Genomic DNA, 22,482 nt, shown 5'->3' on the forward strand with positions numbered 1-22,482 from the left:
TTTATATGCTCTGTTCGCCACTCTGTCACTTCCTTTTTCGGTCCCTTTGTCCCTGACTTTCTATATATTTTTTGAACACTTCAATTGGAGCATCGCCTGTTGTAATCAAACAAAAACTCTGGCTCCAGAAATGTTCTTTCCACAACTTTTGCCGTATCTGCGGAAACTCTTTCTTAAGAAGTCTGCTGCTTGCACTCTTATATGCATTTATGAACTTACTTATTTCCGTATTGGGGTGTGCCCTGAAAAGGATATGTATATGGTCTTTATCGTGATTCCATTCCTCAAGAGTAATATTGTAGTTTGGAGCAATATACTCAAATATCTCTTTCGCCCTGCTGGAAATACCATCATCAAAAACCTGTCTACGATACTTAACCACAAGCACAAGATGATAGTGCAGTAAGAATACTGAATGTGCATTATTATCTAAATTCATTGTATTTCAACCTTTCTTTATCATGCGACTGAATATATTATACTATGATTAGAATGCAATATCAAGTAGGTAACAGACGCAATCCATCTCCCACCTTAGAGGTCGGAGTCTTCTTGCTGGAAAAGGATAAATTAACGAATATGTACAATATAGTTTCTTTCCTCTAATACCTGTGCGCCTTTCTGGCAGGATTCTTCGTCATAAAGAACGATTTCAAGAACACCTTCTTCAAATTCCCGATTATAAATGATGCCGATATTCTTTAAGCTGATATTGTTAAAGGCAAGAAGAGAAGCGACAGTAGCGATTGTACCTGGCTGATCTGGGATATGGACATAAAGTTTATGTACTTTGTCAAATAGTCCGATAGAATGGTCTGGTACAGAATTACGGTAATCACCGGCTTCTTTAAAGTATTCATTCACATATGCTCCATTTTCCTTATCAAGCTGGTCAATGACTTCCTGTAAATCATGAATCATGGATGTGAGAAGCGTTTTTATATTTGAAGAGTTATTTTCACAAATCTGCTCCCACATAACCGGAGAAGAAGATGCGATTCGTGTAATATCTTTAAAACCTCCGGCAGCAAGCTGTTTTAACATACCATTATTGCGGTCTGCGCGGCGGACAAGATGAACAAGTTCTGCTGCGACAATATGTGGTACATGACTGATAGCTGCAGTGATAAAGTCGTGCTCTTCTGGTTTTAAAGAAACGGCAAGTGCACCGAGTCCCTGAATAAAAGAGGAGAACTTTGTCGTAAGCTGGAATAAAGTGCGCTCGCTTGGTGTCAGGAAATAGTAGGCATTCTCAAGAAGATGATCATTTGCGTGAGCGTAGCCTGACTTTTCAGAACCAACCATCGGATGACCGCCGATAAAGTTTGACTCCATGCCAAGTTCCTTGATGGCAGACTGAATCGGTTCTTTTACACTACCAACATCCGTAAGCAGGCAGCTTTCAGAAATGATTCCTTTTAATTCTTTTAAGTACTCGATATTATTAGATACCGGCGCACAGAGAAAGATAATATCACAGGATGAAAATGTAGGGTCAAGTGTTTCAAAGTACTGCGTTAATGTACCATCTTCCTTTGCCATTTTAAGAGAATCAATATCTGTATCAAATCCATAGATAATACTATCCGGATGAATTCTTCGTATTGTTTTGGCGATAGAACCGCCGATAAGTCCAAGGCCGATAAAGCCGATTGTCATATGATTTGCATTCATGGTGCAACCTCCAAAAAGTGTGAATTTTGTATTCGCATCAGGGATGAAGGCTGTGGAGTGAACTTCCTGGTGGAAATCTATCCCACGGCATCGTTTCGCTTGCGGGTTGAATGTTCGCTTCCATACTCACATTCAATCCTCGCTCTAATATGCCGTGGGATAGATTTCCACCAGGAAGTTCAATATCGCAGGTTAGTGTACTGATGCGAGATTTCAATGGCTTTTATTGTACATGGAAATTCACACCATGTCAACACTTTTTAGTGCTAAAGTGAAAAGGGTAGAAGGTATATGTATTTCTATATGATTCACATGCGAACATTCAACCCGCAAGAGAAACGATGTTGTAAATAGATGGTAGGGGCAGTTTTTATGGAGAGGAAGCCATAATGACTCGGCATAATTCTGTGTCCTCAAAAAAATATGTCAAAATGCCAAAATTACTCTTGTGAAATGACAAGTTTTTTGTTAAAATAGACCTGTGAGAATCCTGACATAAGAATATTGATTCATTTATCCTACAAATTCTGACGTAAAATTCTCACAAATATGATTAAACAACACGGGAGGAACTGATTATGAACGTATATGCAACCGAAAGTATTAGAAATGTCGTATTACTTGGACATGGTGGCTGTGGTAAGACTTCTTTAATTGAATCTATGGCTTTTACAACGGGGATTATTAAGAGGGTTCGTACAGTAACAGAAGGCGGTACAGTAAGTGATTACGACAAAGAAGAGGTTAAGAGAAAGTTTTCAATTCAGTCCTCAGTTATTCCATTAGAGGTAGACGGAGTTAAGGTGAATCTTTTAGATACTCCTGGTTTCTTTGATTTCTCTGGAGAAGTATATGAAGCATTGAGCGTAGCAGATGGAGCAATCATCGTTATCAATGGTAAGTCAGGTGTAGAAGTTGGAACAAGAAAGAGTTTCGATTTCTGTGCGAAGAGAGGTATTCCTGTTATCGTATACATCACATGTGTAGAAGATGAACATGTAGATGCTTCCGCAATCATTGATGAACTTCGTGAAAGTTATGGTAACAAGATTGTACCATTCCATATGCCAATGAAAGAAGGCACAGAGTTTAAGGGATTTATCAATGCAGCCAAGATGCTTGAATGTCGTTTACAGCCAAATGGAACTTACTACGAAAAAGAAGTAGAAGAAGGAGTGAACGATGAGCTTGACGAGTATCGTCAGCAGTTAATGGAAGGTGTTGCAGAGACAAGTGAGGAACTCATGGAGAAGTTCTTTGCAGAAGAACCATTTACAGAAGAAGAGATTAAGACAGCGATTGTTTCTTCTATTGCTAAGAGAGATCTTATGCCAGTTATCTGTGGTGCGATCAACACAGACTACGGTGCTAATATCCTTCTTCACGATATGGTAAAATATTTCTCCGCACCAGGTATGGTAACAGACCAGTTCGTTGGAATAAAGGTGAAGACAGACGAGCCAGTTAGTGCATCTTACGATGTAAGCCAGCCGGTAAGTGCTTATGTATTTAAGACAATCGCAGATCCATTTGTAGGACGTTTCTCTTTAGTAAAAGTTACAGATGGTATTTTAAAGGCAGACAGTGCTGTTTATAATGCAAATAAAGACGCAGAAGAACGTATCGGTAAGCTTTATGTATTAAGAGGTAAGGAACAGATTGAAGTGAATGCCCTTTATGCAGGTGATATCGGTGCTATCGCAAAACTTTCTGTTACAAAGACAGGCGATACATTATCACCAAAGGCAAACCCAATCATATTTGAGAAGGCAGAGATGCCAGAACCATATACATTCGTTCGTTACATTGCAAAGACCAAGGGTGATGAGGATAAGATTTCGGCAGCTCTTAAGAAGTTAATGGATGAAGACCTTACATTAAAAGAAGTTAATGACAAAGCGAACCGTCAGATGTTATTATATGGTTTAGGAGACCAGCATCTTGAAATCGTAAAGAGTAAGCTTGCCGACAGATATAAAGTAGAGATTGAACTTGTAAAACCAAAGGTAGCCTTTAAAGAGACTATCCGCAGTAAAGTAGAAGTTCGAGGCAAATATAAAAAACAGTCTGGTGGACATGGACAGTATGGTGATGTTCTTATGGAATTTGAACCGTCTGGCGATTTAGAGACACCATATGTATTTGATGAGAAGATTTTCGGCGGAGCTGTTCCAAAGAACTACTTCCCAGCAGTTGAAAAAGGTATTGCAGAAAGCTGCCTTAAAGGACCTTTGGCTGGATATCCAGTAGTTGGAATTAAAGCAACATTAACAGATGGTTCTTATCATCCAGTTGACTCTTCCGAAATGGCATTTAAGATGGCAGCAATTACTGCATTTAAGAATGGTGTGATGGATGCCAAACCAGTTCTTCTTGAGCCAATCGTAAATCTTAAGGTAGACGTTCTTGATAAGAATACCGGTGATGTTATGGGCGATTTAAACAAACGCCGTGGCCGTATTCTTGGAATGAATCCATTAGAGGGTGGCCGTCAGGAATTAGTAGCAGATATTCCTTTAGCAAGCCTGATTGGATATTCTACAGACTTACGTTCTATGACCGGAGGAAGTGGAGAGTTCTCCTATGAATTTAGCAGATATGAGCAGATGCCAGCAGATGCTCAGGAAAAAGTATTAAAAGAAGCAGCGGCTGAAAAGGAGAATGTTAAATAAACTATGATTGATAAAGCGATTACATTTGCTACGAAGGCCCATGAGGGTCAGTTTCGAAAAGGAACCAAGCTTCCCTATATTGTTCATCCATTAGAGGTGGGGGTTATTGTCTCAAGGATGACGCAGGATAAGGAAGTGATTGCAGCGGCAATCCTCCATGATACTTTGGAAGATTGTAAGGAAGTAACGTTTTCTACACTCTGCCAGGAGTTTGGAGAAAGAGTGGCGGAGATTGTAAAGGCTGAGAGCGAGGAAAAGGGGGGGTCCTGGAACGAGCGGAAGGCTAATACAGTAAAAAGGTTAAAGGAAGAAAAGGCTTCTGATATGAAGCTGGTTGCTTTAGGAGATAAGCTTTCGAATGCCAGATCTTTAAAAAGAGATTATCAGATGATTGGAGATAAGCTGTGGGAACGCTTTAATATGAAGGATAAAAGGCAGCAGGCATGGTATTATCGGGGATTATGTGACTCGCTGAAAGATATGGAGAATTTTCCTGAATACTGGGAGTTTTGTGAATTGATTGCTTATGTGTTTCGCGGTGTAGTTGTAGATTAATTTATAGTGTTTATTTCCATACATAGAAGTTGGGTGTAAACGAAACTTAGAATGTTAAAAAAGAACAGATATCATCGATGAAATAGTCGGGGTATCTGTTCTTTTTGTTATGGGAAGTTTGACAGAAAGTTCCAAGAAAGAACGGACAGAGCGTATTTGAAAAATTATTTCAACAATCTGCATACCTCGCTTTATAAAAGTGTTTATTTAATGGATTTTAATAAAAAAATGAAAGAAAAGAGTTTTAGATTTGCATTTTTTTAAAAAAAGCAGTTGCAAGGATGGGAATAATATGATAATATCTTTCAGGTGAGAACAAATGTGTTTCACTGGCGAACAAATATGCAGAAGAGAGAAATTACTGTTCTGTACAGGAGATTACAATATGGAGAATGGTTCGAAATTTTATATGGTAAAGAAGAAAGCTTTGCCGGAAATTTTATTAAAAGTAGCGGAAGCAAATGTTCTTCTAAACAGAGGAAAGGCAAAAACAATCAAAGAGGCGATTGATGCCGTTGGAATCAGTCGGAGTTCTTATTACAAATATAAAGATGACATTTTCCCGATTCATGAAAAGATTCAGGGAAAGACAATTACCTTTGTAATGGAAATGGAAGATCAGCCGGGATTACTTTCCAGTATACTGAAAATTGTGGCAGACTGCAAGGCAAATATCTTGTCGATACATCAGAGTATACCGGTGAATCATATCGCACTGATAACACTTAGTGTAATGATTTTACCAATCACAGAAGATGTGGCAGTACTTTTTGATAGAATTGAAAATGCAGATGGGATTAATAATCTGAAGATTGTTTCAGAGGAATAAGGAGGATAAAGATGGTAAATGTAGCGGTGTTAGGATATGGTACAATTGGTTCTGGAGTTGTAGAAGTATTGCAGACCAATACCGAAGTCATTGCACAGAGAGCCGGAGAGGAAATAGCCGTAAAGTATATTTTGGATTTAAGAGATTTCCCTGGAGATCCGAATGCAGATAAAGTCGTTCATGACTATGACATTATTGATAAAGATGAGGATGTTCAGGTTGTTGTAGAATGTATGGGTGGCGTAGAGCCTGCATACACATTTGTAAAAAGAGCATTACTTAACGGAAGAAGCGTGGCAACCTCAAATAAAGAACTTGTTGCAAAGCATGGAGCAGAACTTATTGCCATTGCCCATGAGAAAAATATCAACTTTTTGTTTGAAGCAAGTGTCGGCGGCGGTATCCCAATTATCCGTCCGTTAGTACAGTGCCTTACCGCAGATGTTATCGAAGAAGTTAGCGGAATCTTAAATGGTACAACAAACTACATGCTTACAAGAATGAAAGAAGAGGGAATCTCTTTTGAGGAAGCATTAAAAGAAGCACAGGAAAAAGGTTACGCAGAACTTCATCCGGAAGCAGATGTGGAAGGTTATGATGCCTGCCGTAAGATTGCGATCTTATCTTCTCTTGCCTTTGGACAGCAGGTAGATTTTGAAGATATCTATACAGAAGGAATCACAAGCATTACTGCAGAAGATATCCGCTATGCTACAGCGATGAACAAAAGTATTAAGCTTCTTGGAAACAGTTGGAGAGTTGATGGTAAGATTTATGCGATGGTCTGCCCGATGCTTTTAGATAATGCACATCCACTTTCCGGAGTAAATGATGTATTTAATGCCATTTTTGTCCGTGGGAATATGGTAGATGAGACAATGTTTTATGGTAAGGGAGCAGGAAAGCTTCCGACAGCCAGTGCAGTAGCAGCAGATGTCGTAGATTGTGTAAAACATACTGGTAAAAATATTAAAATTCTTTGGAATCCGGAGAAACTTACATTAAGTGACCTCGGTGACTTCGAGAGACAGTATTTTGTAAGAATGCCGGCAGATGCAGAAGCAAAGGCAATCACAGCAGCATTTGGAGCAGTAGAGATGGTATCTGTAGAAGGTATCAATGAAAAGGCATTTATCACAGGAGTGATGAAAGAGAGTGCTTTCAATGAAGCAGCAGAAAAGGCCGGACATATTATTAATCGTATTCGTCTTGACTGATTGTTAAAAACTATGTAGAATAGTTGGCATAATAAAAAGTACTCATAGAAATTTGATATATTGGTTTATCTATGATTTGTCTGATAAGTCGGGCATGAAGATTTTTGCAGTATATTAATAAAGATATGATTTTTACGGTTACTTTTTATGTCACTTGAAAAGTCAATCGTAAATTGAAACAATAGATAAAAACTGAAAGACTTAGGGAGGAACAGAATGTTAATCGTTAAAAAATTCGGAGGAACATCTGTAGGGAACAAAGAAAGAATTTTAAATGTTGCCAAAAGATGTATCGAAGATTACCAGAAAGGTAATGATGTAGTTGTTGTTTTATCCGCAATGGGTAAATCTACCGATGAGCTGATTGATATGGCAAAAGATATCAATCCAACTCCATCAAAAAGAGAGATGGATATGCTCATGACAACAGGAGAGCAGGTTTCCGTATCTCTTATGGCAATGGCAATGGGCTCTTTAGGAGTTCCAGCTATTTCACTGAATGCATTTCAGGTAGCAATGCACACCACACATCGCTATGGTAACGCACAGTTAAAGAGAATCGACACAGACCGCATCCGCAACGAATTAGAGCAGAGAAAAATCGTTCTCGTTACAGGATTCCAGGGAATTGATAAGTTTGATAATGTAACAACACTCGGAAGAGGCGGATCTGATACAACAGCCGTAGCATTAGCAGCAGCTCTTCACGCAGATGCCTGCGAAATCTACACAGATGTAGATGGTGTCTATACAGCAGATCCACGTTATGTAAAGAAAGCAAGAAAGCTTGCTGAAATCACATATGATGAGATGCTTGATTTAGCTTCTCTTGGAGCGGGAGTTCTTCATAACCGTTCTGTAGAAATGGCAAAGAAGTATGGAGTACAGTTAGTAGTAAGATCTAGTTTAAATAATCACGAAGGAACAATCGTCAGGGAGGAAGTAAACATGGAAAAGATGCTTGTAAGCGGTGTTGCAGCAGATAAGAATGCCACAAGAATTGCAGTAATTGGATTAAAGGATGAGCCAGGAATCGCATTCCACCTCTTTAATGCACTTGCAAAATATAACATTAACGTTGATATTATCTTACAGTCCGTAGGACGTAACGGAACAAAGGATATTTCCTTTACTGTAGCAGAAGACGAAGCTGATGAAGCAGTAGCAATCATCCAGAAGAGCTTCCCTAAGAGCGAGTACAACAAGATTGATGAAGAAAAAGATGTGGCTAAGATTTCTATCGTAGGTGCTGGAATGATGACACATCCAGGTGTTGCAGCTTCTATGTTTGAAGCTTTATACGATGCAGGAGTTAACATCAAGATGATCAGTACTTCTGAAATCCGCGTAACAGTCCTTATCGATGAGAAATACACAGAAAAGGCACTGAATGCAGTACATGATAAATTTGCTTTAGGTGACTAATTTCTGATTTGTGAGGCTGCAAAGCAGACGAACTCCTGAAGCTAAATTCTCTCTCAAATCTTTCTCAAAATAAATTCTGAGTTTGAATAGGCAGCCAAAGACAGCTCTCAGTAAATAAAATAACCTATATTTGTGGCCTCGGAGCAAGGGTTGGATACGAGCGTGTGTAAGCGAGTGTTCAACCCGCAGCGACTAAAGTCACAAATATAGGTTATTTTATTTACTGAGAGCGTCTCCTTTGCTGCGCAAATCAGAATTGTTTTTACCTTTTGATTGTGTTATCATTAAAGAAATAATGCCGATAGGAGAGTGAGCAATGAAAAGACAAGATTATGTATCCTGGGATGCCTACTTTATGGGGGTTGCCCTTCTTTCTGCACAAAGAAGCAAGGACAACAACACACAGGTTGGTTCCTGTATTGTAAATCCGCATAATAAGATTCTTTCTATGGGATATAATGGAATGCCAACGGGATGTAATGATGATAGAATGCCGTGGGAGAGAAAAGGAACTCCTCTTGATACAAAGTATTTGTATGTGTGTCATGCGGAGCTGAATGCCATTCTTAATTACAGTGGTGGTTCTTTAAGAGGTGCACGTATTTATACGACATTATTTCCTTGTAATGAGTGTACGAAAGCGATTATTCAGGCAGGAATTACAGAGGTGATTTATTATTCTGATAAGTATGCGGACACGGATTCTACAATAGCGGCTAAAAGAATGCTTGATATGGTAGGAATTACTTACAGACAGTACCAGAAAGAAGGCAAGGAATTAGTTTTAGATTTATAATTAATTCCGGGACAGAGTATTTCACTTCTTTTGAAATAGCCATTGACGAATGGACATTTTGAGAAATTTAAGCAGGAATTCCTGATAATTAGATTACGAGGTATTTCACAGACGATATATAATTAAGATATATTTTAATGTAAAAAGAGTTTTTAAAGAAAATTAAAAAAAGTTTTTAAAAAGACTTGACATGTTACTTAAGTAATGCTATAGTAATTAAGGTTATTGAGTAACAAAGAAGCAGAGTGTCCACTCTCACCTTAGCACAATGGTGACTCGGGTTGATATCGTAAGTATAATGAACTGCTTATGGCAGGGATTATGAGATATTCGTGGATGGTCTTGTGACTGTCCATTTTTTTCTATGTTTTTCATGGGGTTTGGGCACAAAGGTGTACTTGAATCGCCGGACTAATTTTTATTTTATGGAGGTGTACTACTATTAACGAATTAATGATTAATGAACAGGTACGTGACAGAGAGGTCAGAGTTATCAGCAGTAATGGAGAACAGCTTGGAATTATGTCTTCAAAGGAAGCTATGAAGCTTGCAAGAGAAGCAGAGCTTGACCTTGTAAAGATTGCTCCGAATGCAAAGCCGCCTGTGTGCAAGATTATTGATTATGGAAAATATAGATATGAGCTTGCCCGTAAAGAAAAGGAAGCAAAGAAAAAACAGAAGACAATTGATGTGAAGGAAGTAAGACTTTCACCAAACATTGATAAGAACGACCTGAACACAAAGATTAATCAGGCTAGAAAGTTCCTTTCCAAAGGCGATAAGGTTAAAGTAACTCTCCGTTTCCGCGGAAGAGAACTTGCTCATGTGAATTCCAGTAAGGTAATCCTTGAAGAATTTGCCGAGCAGCTTTCAGATGTAGCTGTTGTTGATAAGCAGCCTAAATTTGAAGGAAGAAGTATGATAATGTTTTTAACTGAAAAACGTTAATTAAGATTAGAAATTAGGAGGACTAATATTATGCCAAAAATGAAAACAAGCAGAGCTGCTGCAAAACGTTTTAAAAAGACAGGTAGCGGAAAGTTAAAAAGAAATAAAGCTTACAAGAGCCATATCTTAACAAAGAAATCTCAGAAGAGAAAAAGAAATTTAAGAAAAGCTGCAATGACAGATGCAACTAACGTAAAGAACATGAAGAAGATTTTACCATATCTTTAATCGTATATAGGAGGAAGTAATTAATGGCTAGAGTAAAAGGCGCAATTGGCGCAAAGAAAAGACATAACAGAACACTGAAGCTTGCGAAAGGTTACAGAGGAGCAAGATCTAAACAGTATAGAGTAGCTAAACAGTCCGTAATGAGAGCTTTAACAAGCGCTTACGCAGGAAGAAAGCAGAAGAAGAGACAGTTCAGACAGTTATGGATCGCACGTATCAACGCTGCAGCAAGAATGAACGGACTTTCTTACAGCAAGTTCATGTACGGCTTAAAGTTAGCAGGCGTAGAAGTTAACAGAAAGATGCTTTCCGAGATGGCAATCGCTGATCCGGCAGGTTTCGCAGCTCTTGCAGAATTAGCAAAGAGCAAATTAGCTTAATGAAGATTAAGGCCAGCAGATATTATCTGTTGGCCTTTTTTGTTTACAAAAAAGTTGTCCATTTATTAAATAACATTAATTTTTGTTTCTAAAAGGGAGGAGATAGTTATGAAAAATGTAAAGGTTATTAAAAAAGCTGCAATTTTTTTGATGGTGTTTGTACTGGCATTTAGTTCGCTTAGTGCTGCGGCAGCAGTTACTTACAGCAGAGGCGGTAAAAGAGTTCGTTATACTGGTTCAAGTTACAAAGTGTATTATAATAGTAAAAGAGTGAACAGTGTGACAAGACCAGGATTAATGGTTAATGGAAATATTATGATACCTTATAGTTATACAATGGTAAAAAGAGGTCCAAAAGTATCTTATTCAAAGCAGAACAAAGGCAAGGTTTTAACACTTTCTTATAATGGTAATAAAATAGTTTTATATTTGAATAAAACATACGCTTACATAAATGGAAAGAAAGAAAAGATTCGTACAGCTCCATTTAAGGCAAAAGTGGGTGGAACGGGATTGATTATGGTTCCAGCTAAGGTAGTGTGTGAGGCATTAGGCATCAATTATACATATAATGCAGCGAGAAAAGCAATCTACATGACGGGAAAAGCGATAACAACGAATGCACCATCAACATCCAATGGAACGACAGTAGGTAGCAGCCTGCAGGCAACCGCTTTTAAGAATATGAGTACACAGGAATTTGTTAACGCAGTAGGTCCGATTGCAAGAGAAGATTACAGAAAGACAGGAGTACTTGCTTCTGTAACATTAGCACAGGCAATCAACGAGAGCGGCTGGGGCAAATCTGGTCTTACACAAAGTTCTAACAATATGTTTGGAATGAAAACATCTCTTTCCGGTAACAGCTGGTCTGGTTCTGCATGGGATGGAAAAAGCTATGCGGAAGTAAAAACAACAGAAGAATATAACGGGAAAAAGGTAATTATTACAGCTAAGTTCCGTAAATATAGTTCTGTAGCCCAGTCGATTGCTGATCATTCAGCATATCTTTCTAATGCAATGAATGGTACACACAGACGCTATAATGGACTTACCACAACAAAGAGTTATTCTACACAGCTTTCAATTCTTCAAAAAGGTGGCTACTGTACCTGGTCTGGTTATGTTTCTGAATTGACAACACTTATTAAAAAATATAATCTTACAAGTTGGGACAATTAATTATTTATGAAAAAACAAGAAAATAATCAGGATATGGAATCCACTAAAAAGTCTTTTCTATCTATGGGTTTTTCTCTTGCGCTGGTAATTTGTGTACTTCTATTTATTTTTGGATTTAAGCATTTTTTGAAAGGACGAGAATATCAGGGAAACGCTGTTCAAAAAGAAGCCGAGAGTAGTACACAGGATATTCATAAAGAGTATCTGGACACAGACAAAACATTTCAGTCAGGATACATTATGATAAAAGATGTGCCTGAAAAAGGAATTTATACCTCAAAGCTGCCGGGAGAGAAGAAGAAAAAAGGTGCGGTATCTTTGAAGAACGGACAGATTCTCTGGGCAAGTAAAAAGGGAAGCTATGAAGGTAAGACGTACTATCATTTGAGAAATGGCATGTATCTAAAGGCAAGTGAAAATTATACAGAAGAACTTACATCCTATGAAAAGCTAGGTGGTTATGTAGCAATCACATATATTAGTTCAACAGGAGTACGACTCCGCGCGTGGGCTGATTTTTCTGCAGATAATGTAGTTAAATCTGTATATGTAGGCGATAAAGTACCAATTAAAGGAAAAGTAACATTGAAAAATGGAGATTCCGCCTATATTACAGAAGAAGGGCTTTACCTTACGACAGATATTCAGTATTTAAATGATTACACGACAGAGTAGTTATTTCTCAAATTAAAAACAGGCAAAACCCAAAAAGGGGGATGTTCCAGTAAGATGCTTTATACTTTGGAACCTCTCTCTTTTTGTTACTCTTTATTGTTAAGCTGAAGCGTGTTTTTCAAACACGCTCTAAGACAAAAAGTGTAAATGAGGTGATATGAGAAAATATATACACTATACCATGATATAGGGACGCTTGTTTTTTCTATAAAAAGCATTATTTTTCTTAAAATTAAAAAAAACGAAAAAATTTAAAAAATTTAAAAAAGTACTTGCAATTAAAAAAACACTGTGATATAATAAATTTTGTCAGTGAGAGAGATAATTACTGATAAGCAGTTGTGGCGGAATTGGCATACGCGCTAGACTAAGGATCTAGTCCGGGCTGACTGGGTACGGGTTCAAGTCCCGTCAACTGCATTGAGTGAGAGCTGAAGATTTAATCTTCAGTTCTTTTTTTGTTTTATGGCAAATCTAAATCTAATATTAACAAAAACTTTTCTTTTTCCCGCATAATGCTACCTTGTCTCTTTCTTCTATTCATTTTATAATAGATTTAATGGTAAAAATTTTCAATACACAGGGGGTTTTTTATTATGCAGTTACTTAAAATTTATTATGCGTATTTTAGTCCAGGAAACACTACAGAAAAAGTTGTTTCCCATATTGCATCATCTTTTCAAAACTATCCAGTAGAATCTATTAATTTAACAGATTATGCTACACGTCAGGAAGATTACTATTTTAAAGAAAATGAACTTCTTATTATCGGGGTTCCTGCTTATGGCGGAAGAGTCCCGGCACCAGTTGTAGATGCCTTAAGGCATTTTACTGGGTCAAACACGCCTGTTGTTCTTGTAGCGACTTACGGAAACCGTGATATTGATGATACATTAATTGAGTTAAAGAAAAATGTAATTGATAAGGGATTTATCCCTGTTGGTGCTGCTTCTTTCGTCTGCCAGCATACATTCTTAAAAGAATGTGCAGAGGGCAGACCTGATGAAGAAGATTTAAAAATGGCAGGAGAATTTGGGGACAAATTAAAAGAACGCCTTCGTCTTCTCGTTACATATGATGCCGGCGACTTAGAAGTTCCTGGAACTTTTCCATACACCAAACCACCAATGGGAGAATTTCCATTCAAAGTAGAAACAAATGAATATTGTATCTACTGTATGCTATGCGCGGATGTATGTCCGGTAAAAGCAATCAGCGAGAGTAACCCAAAAGAGATTGACAGCAGTATCTGTCTGCGTTGTGGTTCCTGTTTAAGAATTTGTCCAACACAGGCTAAGTATTTCACAGAGGAACCATTTAAGGTATTACAGGAGAAGTTATCTCCATTGTGCGGAGTCAGAAAAGAAAATTGGTATACAATCGCTTAGCTTCTGATTTGCCTGTCTGGCAAAGTAGACGAACTCCCGAAAATAAATAAAACATATTTAAGACTTTAGTCGCGGCGGTTTGAATGTTCTCTGATGTGCTCGCATCCAAACCTAGCTCCGAGGTCACAAATATGTTTTATTTATCTTCAGGAGTTCTGTTTGTTGGCAACAGGTGCAAAGTCAGAATTCCTTTTTGAAAAATTTGAGGAAGAAAGCAGAAGATATGGAATATCCAGGAAACGAAATTCTGTAGGATTAATGCTTAAATCAATATCATAATAATACACTGATTTATGGTTGTTATTTTTCCCGCCAATTAGAAATTGTTTATGGTTTTATCACTCGAAAAAGTAACCATCTTCCAAGGCCATTCTCAAATCTTCTCCAGAAGTTACTCAACTACTCCTATGGCTTTTGCATTTATAGTTATCCAAACAAGCTACTTGATTAAATTCAAAAAATAGTTATGTAGCAGATATCACTCCAGATAAACTATACATAACTATTTTTATATTGATTAATGGATTAAAATAAAAAGAGCCGAAGATAAAATCTTCAGCTCTCATCTTATGCAGTTGACGGGACTTGAACCCGTACCCAGTCAGCCCGGACTAGATCCTTAGTCTAGCGCGTATGCCAATTCCGCCACAACTGCACATTATTAATTGGCTTTCTCACCAACGAAAATCATTATATCACAACATATTTTAAAATGCAAGAACTTTTTCAACAAATCAGTGAAAAAATTGAAGCGTGCAGGTTGCTGGAATGATTTTTTAAACACGCTCTAAAGTAATATCTTTTTATACTATGTTATAGAGAAGCTAATTTTTTTGCGAATTCATAATATTCTGGAGAATCCCCAAAGTTTCTAACATGAATTCTGATTTTGTGCCAGCATTCACAGTCAGCCAGCAAAGAGAGCCTATCCCCTATATTTGTGGCCTCGGAGCAAGGTTTGGATACGAGCATATGAAGCTAGTATTCAAACCGCAGCGACTAAAGTCACAAATATAGGGGATAGGCTCTCTTTGCTGGCGTCTGTTTCGTTCTACAAATCAGAAGTTACTTGATTCTCTCTACAATCTGATCATATAAGTCTAAATCACAGTGTTCCTGATCTGTAAAATGAGTACAGTTTAAGCAGCTTGGTGTGTTGCATTCACAGGAAGAATTTTTAAATCCGTATTCTTCAGATACTGGCTGGTATTTGCTACAGGCTTCTGCAACTTCCTGATAGGTTTTCTTTGAACTTTTCATGATAAATCCTCCTTTTTTAAGAATGTACTCTCGGAGTCTTTCTTGCGCTTGCTTTCGTGGCTGATTTTCCGCCAGCCGCACCCGAATTTCATCAACGTACGCACTGCGTACGCTTCAAAAAATTGGGCACAACTGACAAAAAATCTTCTCACAAAATCAAGCATAAAAAGATTCCGAGAATACATAAGAGCATATTGATTAGGTACAGGAGGTAGTATGTGAAAAGTTCAAAGATTTATGCAGGATAAATCAGATTTTTTTCAGAAGGGTTATTTAACGCTTCGTTTAAATATTTTTTCGCAAGATATTTTGCCATTGGAAGGTTCTGGTCAAGATAATTGCCACAGTCTCTTGCAGCGGCGCCCGGAATTTCTCCCTCGTAATCAGCGATAAATGAAAAAGTGTCGCGTACAAGTCCTACGACATCTTTGGATTCGTAATCGCCTGCAAGAATTAAATAACATCCAGTACGGCAGCCCATTGGTCCAAAGTAAATAACTTTTTCTTTCCACTCATCATTATTTCTTAAATAGGTTGCGGCCAGATGTTCGATTGTATGAAGTTCGGCAGTGTTCATAACAGGTTCTCTGTTTGGTGCAGTCATACGCAGGTCAAAAGTGGTGAGAACTTCTTTTCCAACATAGTCTTTTCTTGAAACATAAACCCCTGGAATTAAATCAAGGTGATTTACGGTAAAACTTGCTATTTTATCCATAATTTACATCCTCCTAATATAAAAATTTGCAAAAGATAAATTTATAGTATATTCTATATGAAGTTAATGATAGCTCACAAAAGCCAAAAGGTCAATAAGTGAAGCGGCCGTAAAAGCAAAAGGAAGTATAAAAAATAGTTTTGAGAGTTATTTCAAAAGCGTCATAATGATTTTTAATTAACAGAAGGGAGACTATAGATGATAGAGACAGTAATGACGGCGCAGATGCCGGTAGGACTTCCAATAAAAATAAAGAAAAACAGGTTAGAGCCAGATTATATACGGGAGGATATGCCAAGATTAAGTATTGTTGCCGGGGTTCATGGAGATGAATTACAGGGACAGTATATCTGTTATGAGCTGATACGAAGAATTAAGGAAGAGAGAGAACATTTAAGAGGGATTGTCGATATATATCCTTGTGTGACCCCGATGGCACTGGAGATAAGAAAGCGGAATGCTCCGGGTGCATTAGATATGAATGCAATGTTTCCGGGTAGCCGTCATGGACATACGATAGAATATATGGCGGCAGAAGTCGTTGCAGATTTAATGGGATCAGATTTTTGCATTGATATTCATTCGAGTGATATTTTTATCCGGGAGATTCCGCAGATTCGAGTGCCGGAAAATGCTGGAAAAAAAGTGACAGAACTTGCGCAAAAGTCAGGGATTCCTGTGTTGTGGATGAATAGTAATTCTTCTTCTGTGTGGGAGGGAAGTCTTGCTTACAGCTTACGAAGAAAAGGCATTCCGAACGTGGTGATTGAGTCGGGAATCGCACTGAAGATAGATTATGACTATTGTAAAAAAGTGCTGGATGGTGTTTTTCGGATGATGAAAGAGTTAGACATTTTTGATGGAGAAGTTTCGCCTACGAAAAAGACTGTAACGGTAAAGAAAAATGACGTGGAAGTAGTACACTGTAATACAAGTGGGATTTTTATTCCTAAAGCGCAGATTGGAAGTTATGTGAGAGAAGGACAGATGATAGGCTCAATCGTGCGTCCCATTCTTGGTGCGGAAATCGAGGAGATAACAGTACCGTGTGATGGAATGATTTTTAGTTTAAGAGAATATCCGGCAGTTTGTGAGGGAGAGCTTTTGGCAAGGATTTGTAAAACAGAAAGACCTGCTGGAAAGTACGAATAAAAGTAAGAACTCCGATAGATGTATCCTAATTTTGTTAGAGTACGCCCTGTGCATACCTTATAAATTGGGACACCGGTAACATAAAAATCTTCTTACAGAATGAAGAATAAAAAGGTTTGGAAGTACATGAAGAAAGAGAGGATATTTACATGGAAGAAAAGGTCTTATATTCGATGGAGTCTCCTTTTCAACAGGAAATTAATGTAAAAGGATATTATTTTGGGAAAAATGAAGGAAAAGAACATTCTGCCTGCATTGTTGGGGCCTTGAGAGGAAATGAATACCAGCAGCTTTACATTTGTTCAAAGCTGATTGATGTATTGAAAAAAATAGAAAAGCATGGAGACATTGTGGGGGAGAATGGCATTTTAGTAATCCCTTCTGTAAGTAATATGTCGATGGATTTTGGAAAGCGTTTCTGGATTTCTGATGACACCGATTTAAACAGATTGTTTCCTGGAAATCCGTCTGGGGAATCGGGAAGCCGTGTGGCATATGCGATTATGGAAACGACAAAAGGATACCGATATGGCATTCATCTGCCATCCTTTTATCTTGGGGGAACGTTTATGCCGCATATCCGATTGCTTGATCCGGAACATGGAAGTACCAGCCTTGCAAACCTGTTCGGACTGCCTTATGTTATTGAGGCAAAAAGCAGACCATTTGACAGAACAACATTACATAATAACTGGCAAAGAAATGGTACGGAGGCTTTTTCTTTGTATACAGGCATGACAGGAAAAATTGATGATGAACTGGCAGCGCAGGCCGTTTCTTCTATTCTGCGTTTCCTTACAAGAATGGGGATTATCCGTTATTATTCTCACAGCGGTTATATTGCGAGCGTCTTAAAAGAGGGAGATTTAGAGCCCATCATGACAGAGGCTGCAGGCATTTTTATAAAGAAAGCAGAATGTGGTCAGGAAGTCAGCAGAGGAGATGTTTTGGCGCAGATTATGAAGGCAGATAGCGGGGAGATTATTTCCGAAGTAAAAGCACCAACAGATGGTATCATTTTTTACGCGGAAACAAGGCCGGTTGTCTATTCAAATCTTTTGGTATTTCAGATAATCAAGAGGATTCATCTGTAAAAAATCTAAAAATTTTTGAATTTTTTTCGTCGATTTTTGTCAGAATTCATGGTTTTGAAGAAACTGATATAAAACCATAGGAAATAGAATAAAAAAGTGTTATCATATTTTTAACAGAAAAGCAGGGGATAATTTCTGAATTGTCCCCACAATTTAATTAAACATACTTGGAGGATATCATGAGTCAGGTAAAGAGATTATATGTGGAAAAGAAACCGTCCTATGCGGTAAAGGCAAAAGAACTTGCAGAAGAATTAAAGGCATATCTTTCTATAGATGATGTCAGTAATGTCAGAGTTCTGATTCGCTATGATGTGGAGAATGTCTCAGCAGAAACGATGGAAAAAGCGGCAGTTACCGTATTCTCAGAACCACCTGTAGATGATTTGTACGAGGAAGATTTCCCTAAAAAAGAGGGAGACAGAGTATTTAGCGTAGAATATCTTCCTGGACAGTTTGATCAGAGAGCCGATTCAGCTATGCAGTGTTTACAGCTTCTTAATGAGAAGGAAGAACCAATTATCCGCTCTGCAACAACTTATGTTTTTTCTGGTAATATCAGTGATGAGGAATTTGAGAAGATCAAAGAATACTGTATCAACCCGGTAGATTCCAGAGAGACAGACGAGAAGAAGCCGGAAACCCTCGTTATGGATTACGAAGAACCAGCAGATGTTGCAATCTTTGACGGATTTAAGGATATGCCAGAAGAAGAACTGAAGGCACTTTACGATTCTTTAGGTCTTGCAATGACATTTGAAGATTTCCGTTATATCCAGAATTACTATCATGGAGAAGAAGACAGAAACCCTTCCATGACAGAGATTCGTGTGTTAGATACATACTGGTCTGACCATTGCCGTCATACAACATTCTCTACAGAACTTAAGGATGTTACATTTGGTGATGGATATTATAAACCTCTTTTTGAAAAGACATATAATGAATATCTTGCTGACCGTGCAGAAGTATATGGAGACAGAAAGGATAAGTTTATCTGCCTGATGGATCTTGCTCTTATGGGAATGAAGAAGTTAAAACAGGACGGACTTCTTGATAATATGGAAGAGAGCGATGAAATTAATGCCTGCAGTATCGTTGTTCCTGTAGAATTTGAAGATAAGACAGAAGAATGGCTGATCAGCTTTAAGAACGAGACACATAACCATCCAACAGAAATCGAACCATTTGGTGGTGCAGCTACCTGTCTTGGTGGTGCGATCCGTGACCCGTTATCAGGACGTTCCTATGTATATCAGGCAATGCGAGTAACTGGTTGTGCAGATCCTACTGTTCCTATGGCAGAGACGATGAAAGGTAAGCTTCCACAGAGAAAGCTGACTACTGGCGCTGCAAAGGGATATAGCTCTTATGGTAACCAGATTGGTCTTGCTACAGGATTAGTAGATGAAGTATATCATCCAGGTTATGTTGCAAAGCGTATGGAGATTGGTGCAGTTATCGGTGCAGCTCCAAGAAAGAATGTTATCAGAGAAACTTCTGATCCAGGCGATATCATCGTATTATTAGGTGGACGTACTGGTCGTGATGGCTGTGGTGGAGCAACAGGTTCTTCCAAAGCTCACACAACAAAGTCTATTGATACTTGTGGAGCAGAAGTACAGAAAGGTAACGCACCTACAGAACGTAAGATTCAGAGATTATTCCGTCGTGAGGAAGTAAGTATCCTTATTAAGAAGTGTAATGACTTTGGTGCCGGCGGTGTATCTGTAGCAATCGGCGAGCTTGCTGACGGACTTCGCATCGACCTTGACAAAGTACCTAAGAAATACGCCGGACTTGACGGAACAGAACTTGCCATTTCTGAATCTCAGGAACGTATGGCAGTTGTTCTTGATAAAAAAGATGTAGAACAGTTCCTCACTTACGCAGAAGAAGAGAACTTAGAAGCAACAGTAGTTGCAGAAGTAACAGAGGCAAAACGTCTTGTTATGTCCTGGAGAGGCAAAGAAATCGTAAACCTCTCTCGTGCATTCTTAGATACGAATGGTGCACATCAGGAAACAACGGTTGAAGTAGAAATGCCTGACGAGAAAGAATGTTACTACAAAAAACAGGATGAATTCAAAGACGCAAAAGAGATGTGGACAGAGAAACTTTCTGACCTTAATGTATGTTCTAAGAAAGGCTTAGTAGAAATGTTTGACAGCTCTATCGGAGCTGGAACAGTTACCATGCCATTTGGTGGAAAGACACAGCTTACTCCAATCCAGACAATGACAGCGAAGTTACCTGTATTAGAAGGTAAGACAGAACTTACAACGATGATGTCCTACGGATTTGATCCATATCTTTCAAGCTGGAGTCCATACCATGGAGCCGTTTATGCAGTACTTGAGTCTGTAGCTAAGATTGTAGCTGCCGGTGGAGACTTCCGTAAGATTCGTCTGACATTCCAGGAATATTTTGAAAGACTTGGCACAGATCCTAAGAGATGGGGTAAACCATTTGCTGCATTACTCGGTGCTTACAATGCACAGAAAGGTTTTGGAATTCCATCCATCGGAGGAAAAGATAGTATGTCTGGCTCCTTTGAAGATATCGATGTTCCACCAACATTAGTTTCCTTTGCTGTAGATTATACAAAGGCTTCCCATGTTGTAACACCAGAATTTAAGAAAGCAGGTAATAATCTTCTTCGTGTGGATATTCCATTTGATGAATATGGTATTCCGGATTATAAAGAGGCCGGAAAGATTTATGATACGATTCATAAATTAATGCGTAAAGATGTTATCGCATCTGCATATGCTCTTGGAGCAGGCGGACTGATTGAGGCAATCAGCAAGATGAGCTTTGGAAATATGTATGGTGTGAAGTTAGTAAGAGACTTTAATAAGGAAGATCTTACAAAGAAATATTATGGTTCTATTCTTGTAGAGATTCCTACAGAATGGATGGATGAGATGGCAGTTCTGCCGAATATATTTGTAGGACGAGTTACAGATGATCCATTCTTCCAGGTTGGTGAAGAAGAGATTTCTTTAAAAGAGATGTGTGACGTATGGCAGAAACCATTAGAATCTGTATTCCCTACAAAGACAAATGCAACGAAACATAACGTATCACAGCCATTATACCGTACAAATGACATTTATGTATGCAAAAATAAAGTTGCAGTTCCAAAGGTATTTATTCCAGTATTCCCAGGAACAAACTGTGAATACGATTCTGCAAAGGCATTCCGCCGCGCAGGAGCAGAAGTAGAGACACTTGTATTTAAGAACCAGTCAGAATCCGACATTCTTGAATCTGTAGATGCATTTGAAAAGGCAATCAGCCAGGCACAGATTATTATGTTCCCAGGCGGATTCAGTGCGGGTGATGAACCAGAAGGTTCTGCGAAGTTCTTTGCAACCGTATTTAGAAATGAAAAGATTAAAGAGTCCGTTATGAAGCTTCTTAACGAGAGAGACGGTCTTGCACTTGGTATCTGTAATGGATTCCAGGCACTCGTTAAGCTCGGTCTTGTACCATATGGAGAAATCGTTAACCAGACAGAAGATTCTCCAACACTGACAATGAACGAGATTGGCCGCCATGTATCTACTATGGTATATACAAAAGTAGTAACCAACAAGTCCCCATGGCTTCGTAAAGCCGTACTTGACCAGATTTATGCAATTCCTGCATCTCATGGTGAAGGACGTTTTGTTGCAAGCAAAGAATGGATTGAAAAATTATTCAAGAATGGACAGGTTGCAACACAGTATGTTAACTTAAACGGAGAACCTACAATGGATGACCGCTACAATCCAAATGGTTCCTACTATGCTATTGAAGGTATCACAAGCCCAGACGGACGTGTCCTTGGTAAGATGGCACATTCCGAACGTATCGGAGAGAATATTGCTAAGAATATTTACGCAAAACAGGATCAGAAGATTTTCGAAAGTGGAGTAGAATACTTTAAGTAAATTCTGAATTGCCGCAGGCAAGGGGGAGACGCCCCCCAGAGAAAGTGGCAGTCGTATTTTTCAATTATTCTGTAGGCAAGAGACAGAAACCTGAGAAACCAATACTGCATATTGGTTTCTCAGGTTTCATCTGTTTTGTTTATAAAAAGTCAAAAAAATTTGAAAAAAATTCTTGCATTTTAAAAATCCTTGTGATATAATAATTTTCGTCGGTGAGAGAGATAACCACTGATAAGCAGTTGTGGCGGAATTGGCATACGCGCTAGACTAAGGATCTAGTCCGGGCTGACTGGGTACGGGTTCAAGTCCCGTCAACTGCATTGTTGGAAGAAGCTGAAGACCTTTGTGGTTTTC

At 38.5% G+C, this 22,482-nt stretch carries 19 protein-coding genes and 3 tRNA genes; 17 read left to right on the forward strand and 5 right to left on the reverse strand.

Features of this window, described 5'->3' with window-relative positions; all coding sequences use genetic code 11:
* Positions 1-25: 25 nt before the first annotated feature.
* Together tnpA and EUBHAL_RS12050 are read right to left on the reverse strand one after the other, a co-directional pair.
* A complete protein-coding gene (tnpA, locus tag EUBHAL_RS12045; protein ID WP_005350166.1) occupies positions 26-439 on the reverse strand; it encodes an IS200/IS605 family transposase in 414 nt (137 codons plus the stop codon).
* A gap of 131 nt (positions 440-570) precedes the next feature.
* A complete protein-coding gene (locus EUBHAL_RS12050; protein WP_005350168.1) occupies positions 571-1,674 on the reverse strand; it encodes a prephenate dehydrogenase in 1,104 nt (367 codons plus the stop codon).
* 578 nt (positions 1,675-2,252) lie between these two features.
* Here EUBHAL_RS12050 and EUBHAL_RS12055 point away from each other — a divergent pair.
* The 13 genes from EUBHAL_RS12055 to EUBHAL_RS12115 all read left to right on the forward strand — a co-directional run bounded on the left by EUBHAL_RS12055 (position 2,253) and on the right by EUBHAL_RS12115 (position 13,969).
* A complete protein-coding gene (locus tag EUBHAL_RS12055; RefSeq protein ID WP_005350170.1) occupies positions 2,253-4,346 on the forward strand; it encodes an elongation factor G in 2,094 nt (697 codons plus the stop codon).
* Between the two features lie 3 nt (positions 4,347-4,349).
* On the forward strand, positions 4,350-4,901 hold the full coding sequence (locus tag EUBHAL_RS12060) for an HD domain-containing protein (protein WP_005350172.1): 552 nt from the start codon (positions 4,350-4,352) through the stop codon (positions 4,899-4,901).
* A 385-nt stretch (positions 4,902-5,286) separates the two neighbouring features.
* Positions 5,287-5,730: an ACT domain-containing protein gene (locus tag EUBHAL_RS12065; RefSeq protein ID WP_005350177.1), complete on the forward strand. Its 444-nt coding sequence runs from the start codon at positions 5,287-5,289 to the stop codon at positions 5,728-5,730.
* Positions 5,731-5,741: 11 nt separating this feature from the next.
* Positions 5,742-6,947, forward strand: coding sequence for a homoserine dehydrogenase (locus tag EUBHAL_RS12070; RefSeq protein ID WP_005350178.1), 1,206 nt, complete (start codon positions 5,742-5,744; stop codon positions 6,945-6,947).
* Between the two features lie 216 nt (positions 6,948-7,163).
* Positions 7,164-8,372, forward strand: coding sequence for an aspartate kinase (locus EUBHAL_RS12075; protein ID WP_005350179.1), 1,209 nt, complete (start codon positions 7,164-7,166; stop codon positions 8,370-8,372).
* Positions 8,373-8,688: 316 nt separating this feature from the next.
* Positions 8,689-9,168: a deoxycytidylate deaminase gene (locus tag EUBHAL_RS12080; protein WP_005350180.1), complete on the forward strand. Its 480-nt coding sequence runs from the start codon at positions 8,689-8,691 to the stop codon at positions 9,166-9,168.
* Positions 9,169-9,621: 453 nt separating this feature from the next.
* Positions 9,622-10,116, forward strand: coding sequence for a translation initiation factor IF-3 (gene infC, locus EUBHAL_RS12085; RefSeq protein WP_005350181.1), 495 nt, complete (start codon positions 9,622-9,624; stop codon positions 10,114-10,116).
* A 30-nt stretch (positions 10,117-10,146) separates the two neighbouring features.
* The gene (rpmI, locus tag EUBHAL_RS12090; RefSeq protein ID WP_005350182.1) at positions 10,147-10,344 is read left to right on the forward strand and encodes a 50S ribosomal protein L35; all 198 of its coding nucleotides are present in this window, start codon (positions 10,147-10,149) and stop codon (positions 10,342-10,344) included.
* A gap of 23 nt (positions 10,345-10,367) precedes the next feature.
* Complete coding sequence (gene rplT, locus EUBHAL_RS12095; protein ID WP_005350184.1) at positions 10,368-10,724, forward strand: 50S ribosomal protein L20; 357 nt, start codon at positions 10,368-10,370, stop codon at positions 10,722-10,724.
* Positions 10,725-10,832: 108 nt separating this feature from the next.
* Complete coding sequence (locus EUBHAL_RS14960) at positions 10,833-11,906, forward strand: glucosaminidase domain-containing protein (protein ID WP_005350186.1); 1,074 nt, start codon at positions 10,833-10,835, stop codon at positions 11,904-11,906.
* Between the two features lie 6 nt (positions 11,907-11,912).
* Positions 11,913-12,581: a hypothetical protein gene (locus tag EUBHAL_RS12105; protein ID WP_005350189.1), complete on the forward strand. Its 669-nt coding sequence runs from the start codon at positions 11,913-11,915 to the stop codon at positions 12,579-12,581.
* 335 nt (positions 12,582-12,916) lie between these two features.
* A tRNA-Leu gene (locus EUBHAL_RS12110) sits at positions 12,917-13,001 on the forward strand.
* A gap of 176 nt (positions 13,002-13,177) precedes the next feature.
* Positions 13,178-13,969 carry a 4Fe-4S binding protein gene (locus EUBHAL_RS12115; protein WP_005350192.1) on the forward strand — a complete coding sequence of 264 codons (792 nt, stop codon included), beginning with the start codon at positions 13,178-13,180 and terminating at the stop codon, positions 13,967-13,969.
* Between the two features lie 570 nt (positions 13,970-14,539).
* Here the strand turns inward: EUBHAL_RS12115 and EUBHAL_RS12120 are convergent.
* The 3 genes from EUBHAL_RS12120 to EUBHAL_RS12130 all read right to left on the reverse strand — a co-directional run bounded on the left by EUBHAL_RS12120 (position 14,540) and on the right by EUBHAL_RS12130 (position 15,944).
* Positions 14,540-14,624, reverse strand: a tRNA-Leu gene (locus tag EUBHAL_RS12120).
* A gap of 410 nt (positions 14,625-15,034) precedes the next feature.
* Positions 15,035-15,229, reverse strand: coding sequence for a hypothetical protein (locus EUBHAL_RS12125; protein WP_022170740.1), 195 nt, complete (start codon positions 15,227-15,229; stop codon positions 15,035-15,037).
* Positions 15,230-15,464: 235 nt separating this feature from the next.
* Positions 15,465-15,944, reverse strand: a complete 480-nt coding sequence (locus tag EUBHAL_RS12130; RefSeq protein WP_005350206.1) for an S-ribosylhomocysteine lyase — start codon at positions 15,942-15,944, stop codon at positions 15,465-15,467.
* A gap of 198 nt (positions 15,945-16,142) precedes the next feature.
* Between EUBHAL_RS12130 and EUBHAL_RS12135 the strand changes: the two genes are divergently transcribed.
* The 4 genes from EUBHAL_RS12135 to EUBHAL_RS12150 all read left to right on the forward strand — a co-directional run bounded on the left by EUBHAL_RS12135 (position 16,143) and on the right by EUBHAL_RS12150 (position 22,448).
* Entirely contained in the window at positions 16,143-17,096 is a 954-nt protein-coding gene (locus tag EUBHAL_RS12135; RefSeq protein WP_005350212.1) for a M14 family metallopeptidase, read from the forward strand.
* A gap of 149 nt (positions 17,097-17,245) precedes the next feature.
* Entirely contained in the window at positions 17,246-18,190 is a 945-nt protein-coding gene (locus tag EUBHAL_RS12140; protein ID WP_005350216.1) for a M14 family metallopeptidase, read from the forward strand.
* Between the two features lie 179 nt (positions 18,191-18,369).
* Entirely contained in the window at positions 18,370-22,128 is a 3,759-nt protein-coding gene (locus tag EUBHAL_RS12145) for a phosphoribosylformylglycinamidine synthase (RefSeq protein WP_005350220.1), read from the forward strand.
* 235 nt (positions 22,129-22,363) lie between these two features.
* A tRNA-Leu gene (locus EUBHAL_RS12150) sits at positions 22,364-22,448 on the forward strand.
* Positions 22,449-22,482: the final 34 nt, after the last annotated feature.

This window comes from Anaerobutyricum hallii DSM 3353, assembly GCF_000173975.1.
In the GTDB taxonomy this organism is placed as follows: Bacteria; Bacillota; Clostridia; order Lachnospirales; family Lachnospiraceae; genus Anaerobutyricum; species Anaerobutyricum hallii.

What these genes read in the sequence shown, in the direction of transcription:
- EUBHAL_RS12080 (WP_005350180.1), top strand. Translation starts at nt 8,689, where the DNA reads ATGAAAAGACAAGATTATGTATCCTGGGATGCCTACTTTATGGGGGTT.
- EUBHAL_RS12075 (WP_005350179.1), top strand. Translation starts at nt 7,164, where the DNA reads ATGTTAATCGTTAAAAAATTCGGAGGAACATCTGTAGGGAACAAAGAA.
- EUBHAL_RS14960 (WP_005350186.1), top strand. Translation starts at nt 10,833, where the DNA reads ATGAAAAATGTAAAGGTTATTAAAAAAGCTGCAATTTTTTTGATGGTG.
- EUBHAL_RS12115 (WP_005350192.1), top strand. Translation starts at nt 13,178, where the DNA reads ATGCAGTTACTTAAAATTTATTATGCGTATTTTAGTCCAGGAAACACT.
- EUBHAL_RS12055 (WP_005350170.1), top strand. Translation starts at nt 2,253, where the DNA reads ATGAACGTATATGCAACCGAAAGTATTAGAAATGTCGTATTACTTGGA.
- EUBHAL_RS12060 (WP_005350172.1), top strand. Translation starts at nt 4,350, where the DNA reads ATGATTGATAAAGCGATTACATTTGCTACGAAGGCCCATGAGGGTCAG.
- EUBHAL_RS12125 (WP_022170740.1), bottom strand. Translation starts at nt 15,229, where the DNA reads ATGAAAAGTTCAAAGAAAACCTATCAGGAAGTTGCAGAAGCCTGTAGC.
- tnpA (WP_005350166.1), bottom strand. Translation starts at nt 439, where the DNA reads ATGAATTTAGATAATAATGCACATTCAGTATTCTTACTGCACTATCAT.
- EUBHAL_RS12050 (WP_005350168.1), bottom strand. Translation starts at nt 1,674, where the DNA reads ATGAATGCAAATCATATGACAATCGGCTTTATCGGCCTTGGACTTATC.
- EUBHAL_RS12065 (WP_005350177.1), top strand. Translation starts at nt 5,287, where the DNA reads ATGGAGAATGGTTCGAAATTTTATATGGTAAAGAAGAAAGCTTTGCCG.
- EUBHAL_RS12145 (WP_005350220.1), top strand. Translation starts at nt 18,370, where the DNA reads ATGAGTCAGGTAAAGAGATTATATGTGGAAAAGAAACCGTCCTATGCG.
- rplT (WP_005350184.1), top strand. Translation starts at nt 10,368, where the DNA reads ATGGCTAGAGTAAAAGGCGCAATTGGCGCAAAGAAAAGACATAACAGA.
- EUBHAL_RS12135 (WP_005350212.1), top strand. Translation starts at nt 16,143, where the DNA reads ATGATAGAGACAGTAATGACGGCGCAGATGCCGGTAGGACTTCCAATA.
- EUBHAL_RS12070 (WP_005350178.1), top strand. Translation starts at nt 5,742, where the DNA reads ATGGTAAATGTAGCGGTGTTAGGATATGGTACAATTGGTTCTGGAGTT.
- EUBHAL_RS12105 (WP_005350189.1), top strand. Translation starts at nt 11,913, where the DNA reads ATGAAAAAACAAGAAAATAATCAGGATATGGAATCCACTAAAAAGTCT.
- rpmI (WP_005350182.1), top strand. Translation starts at nt 10,147, where the DNA reads ATGCCAAAAATGAAAACAAGCAGAGCTGCTGCAAAACGTTTTAAAAAG.
- infC (WP_005350181.1), top strand. Translation starts at nt 9,622, where the DNA reads ATGATTAATGAACAGGTACGTGACAGAGAGGTCAGAGTTATCAGCAGT.
- EUBHAL_RS12140 (WP_005350216.1), top strand. Translation starts at nt 17,246, where the DNA reads ATGGAAGAAAAGGTCTTATATTCGATGGAGTCTCCTTTTCAACAGGAA.
- EUBHAL_RS12130 (WP_005350206.1), bottom strand. Translation starts at nt 15,944, where the DNA reads ATGGATAAAATAGCAAGTTTTACCGTAAATCACCTTGATTTAATTCCA.